The sequence below is a fragment of the Ruegeria sp. CDSC051 genome (assembly GCF_059610665.1).
This window is the reverse complement of the sequence record NZ_JBXWOC010000003.1, coordinates 93,840-111,442: the sequence shown is the minus strand read 5'-3', so window position 1 is coordinate 111,442 and position 17,603 is coordinate 93,840. Positions and strand designations below refer to the sequence as shown.

Genomic DNA, 17,603 nt, shown 5'->3' with positions numbered 1-17,603 from the left:
CTAAGTAGAATTGGTCAAGTTGAGAACACTGTCGGTTTCAGCGCCAAGCCTTGTTGCAACTAACTTCATTGAGCCGCCTGGCGCTCTTTTTCCGGCCAGAATTCATCTACCACGACATATGCGATGATTACAAAGAAGGCGGCGCTGGCAACTTGCAAAACTCGAATGATGCTCTTGACGTCAGCCTCGTCTGAAAACGGCGCAACCGACCCGCCATATACTATGAGAGCCGTTGTAATAGCAGAGCCGGCAGCGGTGGCGAGCGGGGCTTGAGATTTACCGAGTACTCCGAGTGTCAGGCAAAAGAAAAAACACAGCAAAATGGGGGTGAGAATAACCGGAGCTATTACGTTTATTTCATAACAAATGATGGATACTGCCGCCCCAAGAAGGTTTGCCGTCAGCATTGCTTTTGCAACTGTTTTGCCTGCAGCGGGCATTGCCGCAAGTTGCTGGCTCAGCAGTGCGACAAAAAACAAAACAAGTAGTGCAGATGCGCCGGAAACAAAAAACGCCAAGGCAAACGGCACTGTTACAAGCGACATCCTGACTATTCGGCGATGTGGGTCGAAGTTCGGCGACGATGCGGCCTTCTTCTGGGCCGCTGTTTGGGGTTCCGCGGGGATCAGCGCGAACATTAGCGTCGATACGAAGCCCGCAAACAGCAGATTCAAAGGTATCCAATACACAAGCACCAAGGCCAGATCCTGGGATTGCAGAACCAAGTTTGGGATCATCAATGCCCCCATGAGAGCTATGACACCGGGTAATACTCCGGCGCCGGAAACTGACCACATGAAAGACAGGATTATTCCAATCGCCACCAGCATCAGAAATACAAGCGGATATGGTGAGAAGACTGACGACACCAGAAACGAAATGAACATCAATCCAATCGAAAAAACAAACAGCTTAGTAAATGCTGCCAGAGGCAATGCGGCGGGCGCCTGCAAAAACAGTGCGGCGAACACCGCCCCAACGACGGCAAGCGGCCACCCAAGAAATAGGCCCAATGAAAAGACGCCGGTAACACCTAGCGCAAGCCGGGTGACAGAGCGTTGGTCCTCAGTACGCATAGGACAGAATTGAAACCACGTGAATGTAGGTACGTCCCACGAGGTTCAGCAACGAGTTGTCGCTTAGGTACATGATCACATCGGCTTGCCCATTCAACTGAAAGCGAAGGTCGTCTTCGGTGCTTCCGGCTTCATAGCCGGGTAAAACGATCCTGACTGGGAATCTCTCAGGCTCTCGTAAAAAACCTTTGGTGCTTGGCGGGCTCGCCAATTGCCCGGGCACATCACCGCCGCTTAGGGAAACCGCCGAACTAAAGCTCTCAATGACGCCCGGAATAACCTGACCTGGATGCATGTCCAACACTACATCAACCGGAGACCCTATCGAGGCTCTTCCTAGGTTGTTCTCGGAAAAATACGCCTCAATCCAGACGTCAGTTGCGTCCAGAAACGTCAACAGATCCTGACCGGATCGCGCATATGTTCCGGGGGCTATCAGCAAATTAGAGATGACACCTGTCGCCGGAGCGCGCAACTCAGTCCACTCAAGGTTAAGCTCTGCATCCGCCAAGGCGGCCAACGCGCGCTGGATTTTCGGGTTTTCGATTCCGTCGTCACCAAGTCTCTGTTTTGCTTTTTCCAGATCTGCTTTTGCGTTCTCATAGTTTGCCTCGGACTCTGCCAGTTGCCCTCGCGCATCATCGGCCTTTGAGACGGCAATCAACCCTTTCTTTTCGAGCGCAAATACGCGTTCTGTTTGAATGCGCATCGTATCCAGATCGCTCTGCGCCCTTGCCAGTTTGGCCTGTGCCGCTCTTACTTCTGCCGAAGATGCGCCGACTTCTTGAGTGGCTGCTTCGAGATCAGCTTCCGCCTTGTCGCGCTGAATCTCGTAGGGTCGCGCATCGATCCGGACAAGGACATCTCCGGCCGAGACAATCTGACCATTTTCGACCAATACTTCAGTCACGGTGCCAGTCACCTGAGGGACGATCTGAGTCGCCACGGCTTTTACTCTGGCGTTCCCGGTAAATGGCGTTTTCCGATCAGCGACCAAATACCAGACAAGGAAAATCAGAATGACAGCCAGGGTTGTCCATATCGTTTTCCTCATTTCGTCGTACCATCAGCAACACCCTCGGCTTCGGGCGAGGTATCAATCCAAACCTTGAACAGCTCATAGAAGACAGCAAAGAGAACCGGCCCCATAAAGACGCCGATCAAACCGTACGCCATCATACCTCCGAGAACACCGATGAGGATGACCAACATAGGAGTCTCGAGGCCTTTTGAGATGAACACGGGTCTTAGGAAACTGTCCATTATAGTGACGGGAACAGCCAGTATGGTGAAGATCAAAGCAGTTCCGCCGGACATGGAACTCCATGCGTAGATAATTACCGGTATAAGAACCAATCCGGGCCCGATTTGGATAATCGAGAGTATCAGGCAGATGAATGCCAACGTGGCGGCCGAAGAAATCCCAAACAAAGCCAACAGTATCCAAACGCAGACCGCTTGAATGGCAGCTACGCCAATCACGCCTTTTGTAACGTTCCGAATTGTTGCGCCTGCCAGTGTTACGAATTCTCCACCGCGCGGAGCGAAAACACGGTTGGCAAAGCGCTGAAGACCCTGGACCATATTTGGCCCGGGGCTGAACAACGCCCCCATAATCAATACGGACAGAGCTAAGCCAAGAAGCCCGATGCCGATGCCCAACACCTTTCCAAACAGCGACTTGGTGATCTCAAGGATTTGCGCGCCATATTTCGTAAGCGCGCCGTCAAGATTGCGCTCAAACATCCCCCAGACATCGGAAATTTTGTCTCCAACCAATGGCAATTCCTTGAGGCCCTCGGGCGCAGGGGGGACTTTCAACTCACCCTTGTCAGCTTGTTCCGCGAATTCAGCCCCTAGTTCTGCAGCACCAGACACCGCAGTTGCGACAGGCCCGAGGGTCAGAACAAGGCCCAGCAAAACCAAGATCGTCGTGGCAAGCTTTTTCCGACCTCCCAGCTTGGACTGCAGCCAATCAAATGCCGGGTAAAGCGCCACACAGAGGATAGTTGCCCAGATAACCACGCTTGCAAGCGGGGCCACCATGACCAGAGCGCTGTAGAGAAATAGTCCGAGAAAGAGCAATCGTATCGCTAGATCGACAATCTTTGCGTCCTGTGTCTTTTCCATTCCATCCCTCCATATATTTTTTTGAATGTTATACTCAAAAAACATAATATGTATATTTTTTTGAGTTTTAGTGATCATCTATCAGCTTGAAGGCGCAAATGAATCCAGGCCGCGGTTTGAGATGCACAGACGGGCCAATGCCTGTGCAGGAACTCGGTTTGGCTCATTTGAGTGCAGTCTATTAGTCCGCTTTTTTGTCGTCTTGGGACAAGATTGTATCTGCCACTGTGGTCGCCGCGGTCACGAAGACACCGAGGCCCACGATGATGTAAATCATTGTGAAGATCTTCCCTGCCGCGGTTTCAGGTGAGAAGTCACCAAACCCTACGGTCGAAATTGTCACTACAGAAAAGTAGATTGAGTCGAGCCAACTCCAACCCTCGACAAAGTGGTAAAAGACCGAGGCCCATAAAATCATTCCAACCGTGAAGGCAAGAATGCCTTTCACTCTACCGTCTTTGAAAGCGACGCCTATCCCACGTGTTATTCTAGTTAGTGAGTTCATCCTGTCCTCGTCGTTTGAAGAATTCACATATAACAGTAATTAGATAAATGTGGGAAATCGAAGAAATCTGGCTGCCAATAGCTTGGGAATGCGTCGAGCCGCTGAAGTCGCAACCCCTGCAACGTGTCCAGTTCTGGTCGGTCAAACTCGCTTCAAGCCAGCTGATTGGAAGCTGGGTCAGCGGTACAAAAGTTATTTTGTCATCTACCCGTGATTTGCCTGTCCGACCAAATCAGCGAGAGTTATCAGCTGTACGGTCAAGATCATTCAGAGGTCGGGAAATTTACCGACCATATAATCCATTAACCTAACAAATAAATGGTTTAGGTTGCCCAAGGTATGAATCGGAACATTAGGAGAAAAGCGTGCGGTACGTTGCAAAAGGTGTATTTGTTTGTTGCGCTGTCGCGTTTGTGGCTGTGTTAGCAGCTTGGCTTTTCCTGTCTTCTACGTTGCTTTCTTCTGTAAGGACCACCTTCGTTGAAAACCTGATCTCCAAGAAACTTGGTCAGGACGTCATCATAGAGGATGAAGTGCGTCTGGGCCTTGGCCGGCACTTGCAGGTGTCAGCGGCGGGGCTGGTACTACCCGGTTCGCGGAGAGCGAACGAGAATCTGGCAGCAATCGACGAACTTGAGTTCGAAATTTCCACGCGCGACCTCTGGAACAGTAATCTATCGCTGAGCAACCTTTCTCTCTCGGGCGTTCACCTGAACCTGATCACAGGCAAAGACGGCGTCGGAAACTGGCAGTCCCTTTCCCAATCAGATGTAGAAGCCGGGCAAGCTGCTAAGTCTCCTAAAATGCCTTTGGCTGGAGTTCTAACGGACCATAAAATTGACCTGACCGATATCACCGTTTTCTACCGAAATGATCTAAACGGGCTTGAGCTGGATCTGAAGCTTTCTGAGCTGCTTCTAAAACGCGATACGGAAACCGACGTTGCGACCGCAGTTGGGGCCGGTTCGCTAAATGGAGAGAGGTTTGATCTGAACGCGACATTCCCTGCGGAAGACCCGTTTCAGGTAGCGGTGAACTTCGAACAGATTTCGATTACCGCAGAGGAATCCCCCATAGAAGACGGGCTGCAAGTGAAGACGACCCTAGAGGTTGTAGAACTTGGCCAGCTTCTCGATATCCTGAAGATTGACCGTGTCCTGGAAGGTTCAGGAAGTATTGGTGCAACATTCAAATCGGTCGACGGCGTTGCTCGGATTGATGATCTAAGTGTTTTGACGGAGTTGGATGGCGGGCAAAGCCTCTCGCTGACAGGACAAATCGGAGAATTGGGGAACCCGGAAGACGTATCGCTGACAACCCGCATTCGGTTGTACCCTGAAGATGCTGAACCGGGCACAGCCGCATCGCGGTATGATCTTAAACTTATCGCGGTCGACATGGTTATCGACAGCGTCCCCGGGCAGATTCCGCAGCGGCAAATGGTCATTAAGACCAACGGATTCACATTGGACACGTCTGGCGAGGGTCCGCCTCCGATCAAGTTCTCCGAACTTTCCAGAACACCAGAGGGCGCCTTAAGGGTCGGAAGCATCAACTTGAGAATTGGGAACCCGGCTGATCCGTTTATCATTTTGGACGGTTCGGTCGATGACGCGCTGCAGTTACAAGGAATATCAGCAGAAGGTCTAATGGATATTCCGGCAAGCAGTTTGATCTCACCAGAACTGTTAGGACCGGACGACCAACTCGGCAGATTTTCCGGCGACTTTCATTTGAATGGCGACATCAATCAGCTATCGCTGACGAATTTGGATGGCAGGACAAGCGAAACGGAAGTCTGGAACCTCGAAGTACATGGCACTGTCAAGAATGTACTCAAATTCGAGGACCTGGATTTGGCAATTGATGTTGAAGTCCCATCAGGTGCAGACCTTTTGGAGGCACTATCGCTTGATCGCGTGGAAACCGGACAGGCTCGCCTTGAGATTGACCTCGCTAGCGAAGGCACCGATTGGAACGCGAGTGCCAATGTCGAGGTTGCTGAATCTGTCCTGGAAATTGTCGCCGATCTTGATGATGCAACAAGTGATCCTGTGCTGAAAGGTTCCATAGAGAGTGACCTGATAAAGATAGATCATATTCGAACTATCATTCAGGCCGCCGCACAGTTGCGGAAGCTAGGCGGTACGGGGCCCGACGAGGAAGACGTCAATCAAGAAGCAGATGACACTGACCCTTTGAGAAATGTTACGCTTAAACCAATTGGGCGTTCAGTTCTCTTGTCCGGTATGGATATGGATGTCGACATTGACCTTCGGCACATAGAGGGCGCCAAAGGCATTAGCAGTTTGCAGAGCGAACTGACGCTTAACAAAAATGAGCTTAAGGCCGGACCTTTGAAATTTGAATACGGTGGCGCTCATTTCGACGTCAGCGGGCAAATGGATCTATCGAACGACGCGCACCTGCTCACGTTGACCGGCAAGGCAGGCGGCTGGCAGCTGGATGATATTCTTCACGGTCTGAACTTCAAAAAAGGTGCAAGCGGTACGATCTATGCAGATTTTTCGGTGTCAGGAGGAACCGATTCACCCAAGCACTTTGCCAACAGCATGAACGGCAACGCCACAGTTTCATTGCGTGATGGCTCGATCGAGACCCAGCTTTTGGATTTGGCGGGGCTGGGTGTGCTGCCTTGGGTGTTTACCAAAGAAAAACAAAAGGTTGCTCCGATCGTGTGCTTGCGCGCGCCGATTAGTATCTCCAATGGAAGTATTTCGACGAAACAAACCACCTTGGAAACGGATCATGTCCAAGTTGTCGTTTTTGGCGGGGTCGATGTGGCTGGCAAGGTCTTGGATTTAGATCTACAGCCCCGCAAGATTGGCGAACCTCTTTCGAAAAGCCCCTGGCCAGTGACTCTAAAAGGCCCGCTAGCTAAGCCGAAAATCAAGGTCAAGGACGGCCCGAAGCGACTGAAACGATCAGATGGTGCAGACAAAATGCCTGCCAAAAGAAAACTCTGCGTCCCGGATATTTTGCAACTGCAGTAGTAGTAGTGGAGGCAGTTGGTTCAGGAATAAATCTAGAATTAAAGAAAGATTGCAGTGCTCCCGAAAAGGGATTTCCGTTTTGAGCCCAGACTTACCGGATGCTGCACGATGTACTAATGTCAGCTTTTTAGAGATGACATTGCACTTGTCAAAATGACATGTATAATGTCGTTATGAAGGCAGAACAACTTCACCAACTGATTTGGATGTCACGCCCCTTGATGCAGGCCGCAGAAGCCTGCGTTGAAACGGGCTTGGTCGGAACCAACCTAACAGTCCGGATGCGCGCCGTTCTGGAGATGCTGGACAAATACGGAGAGCAGACCGTCCCAGAGATTGCGGCAAGACTCGAAATCAAACGGCAATACGTTCAGATCATGTGCAATGAGACGCTGGCCTCAGGTCTGGTCGAGCACCGCCCAAATCCTCGCCACAAGCGGTCTCCTGTCCTGACGTTGACCGATCACGGTCGCACCCTCATTGAAGAGATCATTTCGAACGAAATGAAGCTTATGGAGAGGGTTGGTGCGAACCTACGCAGTGAGAGCATTTCCACGGCGCTTGAGGTCGTGCTCACAGTGACGGACAGACTAAAAACCCAAGCGGGAGAGAGCGAATGACTTTCGGTGTTATCTTGGCCACCGCGGTCTTGCTCCTAATTCTCTGGCTCGCCAACGGTATAAGACGCATTGGCGCGGTCAGTGTAGGAGAAACGATATCGGACCGGAATGGATCAGCACTACTGCTGATTGATCTACAGTCGGTATTCTGGGAGCGCGGTCCGTACTCGAACGCCGCAAAAGAAGCCGCCGCAGGTGTCATTCTTTCGGAAGTAGAAGCTGCGAAAGCGCAAGGCCATCCCGTCATCGCCGTGCGTCAGGAATGGTCGATCCCTTCAACCAAGGCAGTGGCAAAACTCTTGATGAAAGGGCAGGCGATAGAGGGCAGCGACGGGACCGAAATTGCCGAGGTTTTTACATCTCTACCCGACCATGTGCTTGTTAAGCGCGTGCAGGACGCATTCGAAATGGGCGAACTGGATGCTCTTTTAGAGAGTTACGACGTCGGCAGGCTGCGCCTTGTTGGTTTGGACTTGAATTACTGTGTGCAAAAGACGGCGCTGGCGGCCAGAAAACGAGGCTATGACGTCACCGTCGTGAAAGAGGGGGCGCTCGCAGCCGCACCGACGGAAAGCGCTGAAAAGAAGATGTCGTCAGCAGGTGTGGCCATTTGCTGAGCGGACATTGATCTTTCAAGCGCAAACGGCAGCTTCGTCCCGCTCAGCAGACGTTCAACGAGTTTAGAGGAACGTCTGCCTTGAGCCCAAAGCGGAATTGCTTTGCCACGAACATTGGCAGCTAAAGAAACGCAAGTAACTAACTCCGCGGATATGAAGGTGACCGTTTGCTGAATGCGCGACAGGTATTTGAGCATTACCTTTTTAGTTGTGCGTGTATGCCTGTACCTATGCTTTCTATTCATTAAGGCTTTTCAAAATCTGACGAATGGGCTGACAGAAGCAACCCACCGAGCTAACTTCATTGCAAAGAGGAGGGGTGAATGGGAAGACGTCTCACGACGGTATTGGCCGCCGACATTGTGGGCTATTCCGCGCTGATGGATCAGGACCGTACTGGCACAGTCGCTGCATTAAAGACCTTCCGTGAGGACACGTTTCTCCCGATCGTGGAAGATACCAATGGTTCACTGATCAAAAGCATGGGCGACGGCTGGATCGTCGAGTTTCAATCACCATCTGAAGCAGCAGCTTGCGCGATTGCAGTTCAGTCCGCCCTCAAACCTGACCACATCAAACTGCGCATCGGGGTTCACACAGGGGAAGTGGTAACCGATGGCGATGACATTTTCGGCGACGGCATCAATGTTGCGGCGCGTCTGGAGGCTCTCGCGAAGCCGGGACAAGTGCTCTTTTCGGATACGTCACATAACAGCCTTGACCGTAACGATGCGGGATTATTCGACGGCGGAGAGCAAACCGAACTGAAAAACATCACGCGGCATGTTGGAATCTGGTGTTGGCCAAAGGGTACGAAAGCCAATCTCGCGATCAAAGCGGATGTGAGGCCAGGAATCGCAGTGCTCCCATTCGACAATATGTCGGGTGATCCGGAGCAGGAGTTCTTTGCCGATGGCATAACGGAAGACATCATAACTGAGCTATCTCGGTTTCGTTGGTTGATGGTCGTCGCACGAAACTCTTCTTTTGCTTATAAGGGGAAAAGCACGGACATCCGCGACGTGGGCCGCGACCTAGGGGTTCGGTATGTACTGGAAGGCTCCGTTCGGCGTTCCGGGCAGCGCGTCCGCATCACGGGACAGCTCATAGATACCGAAAATGGGAGCCATTTGTGGGCGGACCGCTTTGACGGTGTGCTCGACGACATCTTTGATCTTCAAGATCAAGTCACCGAAGACGTAGTTACAGCTATTGAACCATCGGTGCGGCACGCTGAAACAAATCGTGCGCGTGCAAAGCCCACCAAGGACTTACAGGCATACGAGCTCTACCTCCGAGCATTATCACATTTCCACTTGCTGACTGACCAAGACAACATAGAGGCAATACGACTAACAAAACTGGCTTTGGATCGAGATCCGGAATACGCCTCCGCAGCGGGCTTGCTAGCATGGCTTCATATCCAACGTCTTGTGCAAGGTTTGGAGCCTGTAGATCAGGGACCCAAGTCAGCTGTCGCGGCCGCAGAGCAGGTGCTGCGGAGCGATCGCGCGGACGGCATTGCAAAGGCTTATGCCGCACATTCGATCTCTATGCTGGCACAGGACCTGTCCCGCGCGCGGACAGCCTTTAAGGAAGCATTGTCGGAAAATCCCAACGCGGCGACGGTCCACATGCTCGCCGCTGCAAATCTTTATTTGCTGAATCGCCCTGACAAGGCGCTGGAACATGCAGTCCGGTCTGTCGAACTCAGCCCGGGTGATCCATTGCGGCACGCCGCTTTCATGGGACAGGGTGCCGCCTTGTTTCACTTGGGACGTTATGAGGAAGCCGCGCAGGCCTGTCGCGAAGCCTTGTCTGTGCGTGCAACCTTCCTGATGAGCCACCTGATGCTGATTGCCTCGCTCGCTGAGCTCGATGACATAGATGCGGCAAAAACAGCGGCTGTCAAATTGAACGAGATCGCTCCGAATGCGGCTTCGATAACCGAGACAACACGTTTACCATTATTCTCTATTCCAACCTGCGCTGATCGCTGGCGCAGCGGGTGGAAAAAAGCAGGGTTGCAAGTGTGAAGGCAAACGGCACCCCCCCCCGGTTCCGACAACCATGCATTCGGTAAAGGATATTTCGCCTTTGTCTTGAAAATCAGTCGCTGACCAAAACTCTGCCTGGCTGGCCCTCCTCATGGACACGGAACACCAAAATGGTTGCCCCTTCGTCCCCTGAGCGAGCGGTGTGCACTTTTTTCAACGGAACGACGCCTACGTCACCTGAAAAAGCTTCTTGTTCGCCTTCGCCGTCTAGGATGAGGGTGACGCTGCCCTGCAGAATGTAGGCAAATTCTTCACCGGGATGCCAATGCATTGGTAAAGTGAGGTTTGGTGGTAGGGCAACATGGCTCACGACAACCTCCAAGCCCTCAGTGCTTTTGAGCGACTCGGTTAGCAAGTCCTGAATAAGCGGTTTTTGCAAAGTCGCTGGATCCCGCACATCGTGCGACATAGCCGCTGCGGCACCAGTCACGACAATCAAAAAAGCTAATATGATTGGTTTCCACATCTAATCCCCTCCCACTTTTAGAAGATGATGGCATTGGGACCTTTTCGAAATCAATGCTGGTGTGCACGCGGTTAACTGCGACGTTCCAAATTGTTGTGTCAAAGGCTGTTCCAGGGTCCGCAAAGTTCGCGCAGCGCTTCTTAGTGGACGGTGCGGCGAGTGGCGGCTTAGCCCTGCAGACCGTGAGTTACCGTTCTACAGGATTTCGCACGCTCGACGAAAGGCAGCTAAACACACACTATTCAGCACTTCGCCGTGGTGACGGCGGAGTGCTCTTTCCACTATCTCTCAAGATTCTGCTTTGGGCTCACAACAGGCTCCGGTGCCGTTGCAGAAAGGTCCCCTGCCCCACCAATAGCTGATCATGCGGACGGCCCAAATCAGTCGACACGCCTTTACACGACTGAACAGATAATGACGCCAGCTATCTATGCTTTTGGTCGCCGTTGCTTATTCATGAATGGCACGCATCTTGCATCTTTGTCTAAGCCGCACCGGCAAACCGCGCTCAAAAATCATCCCCTGCAATTCAAACCTGTCCAGGAAGCCACAGAACGATAGCAGGGAACGCAACGAGCATTGCGATCGTCGCTGCATCCGCCAGAAAGAAAGGCGTTACACCTTTAAAAACATCCTGAACGCTTAGGTCATCACGCACGCCAGCCACTACAAAGCAATTCAGCCCGATAGGTGGGGTGATCAGGCAAAACTCGGCCATTTTGACTACCAGAATGCCAAACCAGATGGCACACATCGGGCCGGACATTCCAAAGGTACTATCGGTCGCACTTACCGCTTCACCACCGTTCAACGCCATGACGGCTGGGTAAACTACGGGCAACGTCAGCAGCAGCATACCTATCGCATCCATGAACATGCCCAGTACAGCATAAGCCAGCAGGATACAGATCAGAATGAGCATTGGTGACATCTCAAGCGAGGTGATCCAGTCGGAGAACGCGCTGGGTAGTTCGGCAAAACCCAGAAAACGAACATAGACCAGCACGCCCCAGATGATGGTAAAGATCATGACGCTCAGCTTGGCTGTCTCCAGCAACGCGTCTTTAAGTTCGGACCAGCGCATGCCCTGGTAAAGCGCCATCAGAAAGACAACGAAGGCACCGATTGCGCCACCCTCGGTTGGCGTGCCCCAAGCATCGCCTCCGAATGGGTTGTAGACAAAGAAGATAATCGTCACGACGACAAACAAGATAGGCAATGCAGGCGGAAGAGACATGAAACGCTCTTTCCATGTAAAGCCTGAGACTGGGGGGCCAAAGTCTTTGATCACAACAGCCATGCCAATGATCAGCAAGCCATAGATCAAAGCAGAGAACATGCCCGGAATGAAACCGGCTAAAAGCAGTTTGCCCACGTCTTGCTCCACGATGATCGCGTAGATGACCAAAATGGCCGAAGGAGGGATGAGCGACGCCAATGTGCCGCCTGCAGCGACGACACCTGCAGCAAAGCGCTTGTCGTAGCCGATCTTCAGCATCTCGGGGATGGCGATGCGGGCGAAAACGGCGGATGTGGCAACCGAGGCTCCTGAAACCGCAGCGAACCCGGCGGTCGCGAAAACGGTCGAAACCGCCAGCCCGCCAGGAACCCATGCCAGCCATCGCTTGGCGGCCTCGAACAGTGCTTTGGTCAGGCCCGCGTAGTAGGCGAGGTAGCCAATCAGGATGAAGGTCGGGATAAGGCTCAGCGCCTGGCTCGAAATCTTGGAATGCGGCACCTGCCCCGCTGTTTTGACGGCCACAGTCACAGCCTTGCCGAACCGCGCCGGGTCGTACCCAAACTTGGCCCAGAAGATCCAGATCAGGCCAACCATTCCGGCCGTTGCGGCAGCAAATGCCACACGCATACCCAGCACCACAAGAACAAGCATTCCGCCCGAGACGATCAGACCAATTTCAATGGGTTCCATCAGAATTTACCTCAGTTGTCGTGGCCCGAGACATGCTCGGCTTCCATTGCAGCCTGGGTGGCGGCATCGGGAATCAACGGGACGGCGATAGGCGGCTGGTCAGGATGGCGAATCGCACGACCGTAGGCACAGAGCTGCAGAAAGAGCCTTATGCAAAGCACGCTGAAGGCGACGGGTGCCAACAGCTTGGCGGGCCACAGCGGGATACTGATGTCAATGGAACTGTCGCGGCTCCACAGTGGGGCACCATAGTCGAAACTGCGCGCGAAGTGCGCCCAGCTCCCCCAGATCAGCAAGACGATCAGCGCCAGAATGACGGCGGTTGTCACGAATTCAACGATATAGAGCGTTCGGCCTTTAAGTGCACCAACGAACATGTCCATTCGGATGTGGCCGCCATCGCGCTGCGCATAAGATATCCCCATGAAGGCAATCAACGGCATGGCCTGTTCAATCCAGTCGACATACCCGGGAAGCGGCGCATTGGCGATGTTCCGACCACCGACGGAGACAACGGCCATGACCATCAGAGAGAAAACCGCAAGACCGCTGATCAAAGCCAGAAAGCTCTCCAGTTTGTAGAGATGTTGATCGAGAATGCTGAGACGGCTGTCGTCGGACAGCACCAGGGATGACCCGGCCATCGTTGTGCTCCGCTATCAGGGGAATAGGCACCCGACGCCAGCTTGGCCGACGTCGGGTGGTGAGTGGATTAGCTACCGTTGGCGATCTTGCCGGTCACGAGGTCATAGAGCTCTTGCGCCGGAAGACCGCGTTCGGTGTTTTCCGCAATCCAGGCTTCTGCTGCGGGTGCGGCGGCGGCCTCTTTGAATGCCGCGATTTCTTCATCGCTGAACGTGACCCGTTCGATGCCGCGTTGATCCAGCTCGGGGCCCCAAGCTTCCATCGTTTTGGTCTGGTATTGGGAAACGTAGTGATCCAGCGCTTCGTCTATCGACCCCAGCAGAGCTTTACGATGTTCATCGGACAGATCTTCCAGTGCCAGAGTATTCACGACGACCGGGCAGTTGACTGTTCCGGGGTTCAGGTTCGTCGTCCACCACGTACCGTTCTCAATAGTGCCAAAGGACATATGGGCGTGTGGTGCAAAGCTGACGGCTTTGACGATGCCGCTGTCCATTGCCTGACGTACTTCGGATGCGGACATCGAAGTCGGAACTGCGCCGACCGTCTCCATCGCTTTACCTATACCGCCGGTGGCGCGCACACTCAGACCTTCAAAATCGGTCAGAGATTTCGGCGCGTCACCTACCCCGACAAGGTTGTACTGCGGTAGCGGAGACGGCATCAGCAGAGTCGCGTCCCAGCGGGCCAGATCCTCGACAACGGCTGGATGTTGATAAACGGCCATCGACAGGTCAATTTCCTGTTCAAGGGATGTCACGCCCAGAAACGGCAGTTCCAAGACAGTGATCGAGGGGTTCTTGTCGCGGTGATAGCCAGCGCAGAACTGGGCCATTTCAAACGCGCCAATCGAAATCCCATCGAGGTTTTCTTTGTTCTTCGACAGGCCACCATAACTGATGTTCAGGGTAAACTCCCCGTTGGTCTTTTCGTTCACCAGTTCAGCCAGCTTTTCGACATGCTCTGTGAAAGCACGACGCTTGCCCCACAGGGATACGTTCCATTCGACAGCCAGTGCCTCGGATGCAACGGTCAGCGACAGGGCGGCAATGGCCGCCCGGTTAAGATGTTTGCGCATAATGGCTCCTCCCAGATCACGCAATGTGTTTGGGCAGAGTATTCAGGATGCACGGCAGCCTGCCTATGAAGGAAAATGCGCGTGAAGTTTCGGAGTCCCTGCGGATATCCGCAGAGTGATTTCTCCTACAACAGCGCCTCTTTATCGAGACCAAGTTTAACAATCTTTTCGTTGAGCGTCCGGCGGCCAATCCCAAGCGCTTCGGCGGCGGCATCCATGCGGCCTTTATGCGCCTTGACGGCTTTGCCGATGAGCTCGCGTTCAAAAGCAGCAACCGCTTCGCGTAGCGTATCCGGCACATCGTCGAAATGCTGATCGCTTTGGATCGCCTGCGCCACTGACCCTCCTCCGCGCCGGGCCGCCAAAATGCGCCGTTCGCAGACATGGCGCAATTCACGCACATTGCCGGGCCAATCATGTGCAAGCAGAGCAGCCAAATCGTCCTGATCGAGTTCTGGTGCGTCTATCTCATAAATCTGCGCGTATTCGTTCAAGAAATGCGTTGCCAACAGAACCAGATCATCCCGTCTTTGACGTAGCGGAGGTAAAGACAGGACAACAGTATTCAGTCGAAACAAAAGGTCCTTACGCAGGCGGCCTTCCTCGGCTGCCAATACAATGTCCTCGTTGGTTGCTGACACGACCCTGAAGCTTACTGGCACTGGCGACACAGCCCCCACCGGCAGCACCTGCTGATCTTCGATGACCCTCAGTAGCTTGGCCTGCGCCGCTGGTGGGCACGAGCAGATTTCATCCAGAAACAAGGTCCCACCCGATGCCGCCACAAGCCTTCCGTCGGATTCACCCGCGACGCCGAACATTTCCGCTTCAAACGTATCGGCAGACAATGCGGCGCAATTCAACGCCAGAAACGGTGCCTCCGGCGAGCGACCCAAATCATGTAAAGCATGGGCAACCAGCTCTTTCCCGGTGCCGGTATCCCCCTGCAACAAAACCGCAACCGAAGTATCAGCAAGATCAAGTACATCTTGTCGCAAGTCTGTAATGGCGTCTGTTTGTCCCAGCAGGATGCGGTCAAGGCCTGACAGTTTGAACAGCCGGTCTTTGAGGCGGGCATTGCTTTTTCGCATTCGGTTTTGTTCAGCCGCGTGCCTCAGCACCGTAAGCAATCGCCGTGGTTCATATGGCTTTTCGATGAACCCATACGCCCCGTCCTGTATGGCCTGAACGGCCATCGGGATGTCACCATGCGCCGAAATCAGTACGACCGGAGGCGCCACATGCCTGTCCAGGCTGGCCAGCAATTCAAGTCCCGACATGCCGGGCATACGCACATCGGACAGAATGACATCGGGCGAGGCGTTAGCCAGATGCTCCGTCACCTGAGTCGCACGTGGCAAGGCGCTGACAGTCCAGTCGGCGGCTTCGAGCAACTCGACAAGAGATTGTCGCATCGATTTGTCATCATCAACGACCAAAACTTTGAAGGGTTGCTGCAGGTTCATTCGTCCGTTTCGTCAGTATTTGAGGCTATCGGGAAGGTGACACGGAAAATTGTTCCGCCGCCATTTCGATTTCTGGCCGTCATTGTGCCATCGTGATCTTTGACAATGCTGGTGGAAATGGCCAGTCCCAAGCCCATGCCTCTCCCGCTCTCTCTTGTGGTTACAAATGGCTCTTGCAACTCTGCCAGCGTTGCCTCGCCCAACCCGTGACCGTTGTCTTGAATTTCCAACACGACCTCATCATCAGAAGCCATGACAGCGATATGGATTTCAGGCGCATCCGCTTCATCCGTAGCATCTATGGCATTGCGCAAAAGATTTGTGATGACCTGTTCGATCCGCAGGGCACTGCCCCGGATAAACGCCGGACCAGTCGACGCATCAATTGAGATTTTCACCTTGCCCTGTTCGATGTTTGGGGCAACCAGAGCCAACGCGGCATTAACCGAAGTGCGTAAGTCTACGTCGTCGAACGCCTCACTCTCCGACCGTGCAAAAAACCGTAACTGGCGTGTGATCCCTTCCATTCTGTCAACCAGGTTGCCGATTTTTTGTGGCAGCTTGGTTTCACCGGAAGATGAAATCTCTGCAGCCACCAGATGATTGCGCATCGCCGCGATGGGCTGGCCCAGCTCATGCGTGACCGACGCGGATAGTTGCCCAAGAGCGGCCAGTCGGCTTGCGCGCTCCAACTCGCCCTGGGTGCGTTTGAGGCTCCGCTCGGCGGTTTTGCGGTCGTCGATTTCGATGGCAAGCCTTTCATTTGCTTCGCGCAGCATTGCTTCTTCCTCTTCGGACCGCGCCAAGGCAGCGCTTACACGTCTCGCACGTTGTATCTGGAAGAAGATAAATGTGAGCCCCGCCAAGAGGACAAAAACTGCAGTTACAAGCCAACTGCGCGCTACAGCCTGATCGTCACTTGCAAAATAGTGAAGCGACCAGCCATGAGGCAAATCCGTTGCTGCAAGATGCAAGCGCTTCGTCCCCACAATTCTGGCCTGATCTCCCGGCAACTCAACCCAATCCAACGCATCTAAGGCTTGCCCCGGAAACTGCCGGGCGTTTCGAATTCGCTCTCGCTGTGGTTCTGACAATGGCGTCAACGCGCGATATTGCCAATCCGAGTTCGAAGAAAGCAGAACGACACCGTCTTCATTGGCCAAAAGAACCTGTTCGCCCGAGTTTTTCCAACTATCCTGAAGATTAGAGAAATCGATCTTAATCGCTATGACGCCAGTTGAATCTCCCTGGTCGTCAAGCACTGCGTTGGCGATGAAGTATCCTGGCAGACCAGTCGTCGCCCCGATGGCATAGAAGCGGCCCTGTTTGCCAGAAATGGCACTTTGGAAATACGGGCGGAAAGCGTAGTTCTGGCCAACAAAGCTCTCTGTGTTGCGGTAGTTCGATGCGGAAATCGTGATCCCGTCTTCGTCCATCAGGTAGATAGCATCCAGCTCCGCCCGCTCCGCAAAATCCTCAAGGCGTCGGTTTAAAGCTCCGGTGCCGTCTCCTTCGGCTGTTCCAATTACAAAGGAATCCTGTGACAGCACATATGTGAGGTGGGAAAATCGTTCGAGTTCGCTGTTTACCGAACTTTGGTAGAGAGAGAGCCGGCCCTGAGCTTTCGAAAGCTCCTCCGAAACGAAGTACTGGTAAGAAACCAAATAAAGGCCAATGCTGGCGGCACTGGCTACCAAAATACCTACAATATACGAAGCTGATCGCATTGAATGCCCATGAACTGCGACAGCATAGGATCACAGTAGGTTTTAGCCGTCCATCCCAAGAGTTCTAATCCGATATTTGGATGTTCAGGCCAAACAAGAATGACCGAGTAATTTGAGAACGCGAAGCAATGAACGAACCCGCCGAAACAACTATGTGCATTGCGCAAGCAGACTCGGCCCAGAGCCGACATCCAGCAGCCAACCGACATGCTGCGGTCGCAGCCCGCATTCCGGACATTCACGGGACACGCTGAGAGCACAGGTCGGTCTAA

General features: G+C 53.3%; 14 protein-coding genes. 4 read left to right on the top strand and 10 right to left on the bottom strand.

Annotated elements, in window-relative coordinates:
- Positions 1–65: 65 nt before the first annotated feature.
- The 4 genes from AC2FH0_RS08745 to AC2FH0_RS08730 form a co-directional block, all read right to left on the bottom strand.
- Positions 66–1,076, bottom strand: a complete 1,011-nt coding sequence (locus AC2FH0_RS08745) for a DUF2955 domain-containing protein (protein WP_496789091.1) — start codon at positions 1,074–1,076, stop codon at positions 66–68.
- Positions 1,066–2,130: an HlyD family secretion protein gene (locus AC2FH0_RS08740; RefSeq protein ID WP_496691973.1), complete on the bottom strand. Its 1,065-nt coding sequence runs from the start codon at positions 2,128–2,130 to the stop codon at positions 1,066–1,068. The genes AC2FH0_RS08745 and AC2FH0_RS08740 overlap by 11 nt, the downstream gene beginning before the upstream one ends.
- Positions 2,127–3,284 (bottom strand): AI-2E family transporter, encoded by a 1,158-nt coding sequence (locus AC2FH0_RS08735; protein ID WP_282027164.1) that lies wholly within the window; start codon positions 3,282–3,284, stop codon positions 2,127–2,129. Before AC2FH0_RS08735 ends, AC2FH0_RS08740 begins: the two co-directional genes overlap by 4 nt.
- Positions 3,285–3,387: 103 nt before the next feature.
- Positions 3,388–3,654: a potassium channel family protein gene (locus AC2FH0_RS08730; protein ID WP_246097203.1), complete on the bottom strand. Its 267-nt coding sequence runs from the start codon at positions 3,652–3,654 to the stop codon at positions 3,388–3,390.
- A 422-nt stretch (positions 3,655–4,076) separates the two neighbouring features.
- Here AC2FH0_RS08730 and AC2FH0_RS08725 point away from each other — a divergent pair, with 422 nt between their 5' ends.
- From AC2FH0_RS08725 to AC2FH0_RS08710, 4 genes are all read left to right on the top strand, one after another.
- Positions 4,077–6,725 carry an AsmA family protein gene (locus tag AC2FH0_RS08725; protein WP_496789090.1) on the top strand — a complete coding sequence of 883 codons (2,649 nt, stop codon included), beginning with the start codon at positions 4,077–4,079 and terminating at the stop codon, positions 6,723–6,725.
- Positions 6,726–6,898: 173 nt separating this feature from the next.
- On the top strand, positions 6,899–7,345 hold the full coding sequence (locus AC2FH0_RS08720; RefSeq protein ID WP_496789088.1) for a MarR family winged helix-turn-helix transcriptional regulator: 447 nt from the start codon (positions 6,899–6,901) through the stop codon (positions 7,343–7,345).
- Positions 7,342–7,962 carry a cysteine hydrolase family protein gene (locus AC2FH0_RS08715; RefSeq protein ID WP_496691970.1) on the top strand — a complete coding sequence of 207 codons (621 nt, stop codon included), beginning with the start codon at positions 7,342–7,344 and terminating at the stop codon, positions 7,960–7,962. The genes AC2FH0_RS08720 and AC2FH0_RS08715 overlap by 4 nt, the downstream gene beginning before the upstream one ends.
- Positions 7,963–8,285: 323 nt before the next feature.
- A complete protein-coding gene (locus AC2FH0_RS08710) occupies positions 8,286–9,998 on the top strand; it encodes an adenylate/guanylate cyclase domain-containing protein (RefSeq protein WP_496789087.1) in 1,713 nt (570 codons plus the stop codon).
- 73 nt (positions 9,999–10,071) lie between these two features.
- Here the strand turns inward: AC2FH0_RS08710 and AC2FH0_RS08705 are convergent, their stop codons facing one another.
- The 6 genes from AC2FH0_RS08705 to AC2FH0_RS08680 all read right to left on the bottom strand — a co-directional run bounded on the left by AC2FH0_RS08705 (position 10,072) and on the right by AC2FH0_RS08680 (position 17,331).
- The gene (locus AC2FH0_RS08705; protein WP_496691968.1) at positions 10,072–10,485 is read right to left on the bottom strand and encodes a cupin domain-containing protein; all 414 of its coding nucleotides are present in this window, start codon (positions 10,483–10,485) and stop codon (positions 10,072–10,074) included.
- A gap of 529 nt (positions 10,486–11,014) precedes the next feature.
- The gene (locus tag AC2FH0_RS08700) at positions 11,015–12,415 is read right to left on the bottom strand and encodes a TRAP transporter large permease (RefSeq protein ID WP_496701445.1); all 1,401 of its coding nucleotides are present in this window, start codon (positions 12,413–12,415) and stop codon (positions 11,015–11,017) included.
- A gap of 11 nt (positions 12,416–12,426) precedes the next feature.
- Positions 12,427–13,059, bottom strand: coding sequence for a TRAP transporter small permease subunit (locus AC2FH0_RS08695; RefSeq protein ID WP_142637619.1), 633 nt, complete (start codon positions 13,057–13,059; stop codon positions 12,427–12,429).
- Between the two features lie 68 nt (positions 13,060–13,127).
- Positions 13,128–14,138: a TRAP transporter substrate-binding protein DctP gene (gene dctP / locus AC2FH0_RS08690; RefSeq protein ID WP_496691966.1), complete on the bottom strand. Its 1,011-nt coding sequence runs from the start codon at positions 14,136–14,138 to the stop codon at positions 13,128–13,130.
- A 125-nt stretch (positions 14,139–14,263) separates the two neighbouring features.
- The gene (locus AC2FH0_RS08685) at positions 14,264–15,604 is read right to left on the bottom strand and encodes a sigma-54-dependent transcriptional regulator (RefSeq protein WP_496691965.1); all 1,341 of its coding nucleotides are present in this window, start codon (positions 15,602–15,604) and stop codon (positions 14,264–14,266) included.
- Complete coding sequence (locus AC2FH0_RS08680) at positions 15,601–17,331, bottom strand: sensor histidine kinase (protein WP_496789086.1); 1,731 nt, start codon at positions 17,329–17,331, stop codon at positions 15,601–15,603. The genes AC2FH0_RS08685 and AC2FH0_RS08680 overlap by 4 nt, the downstream gene beginning before the upstream one ends.
- Between the last annotated feature and the right edge of the window lie 272 nt (positions 17,332–17,603).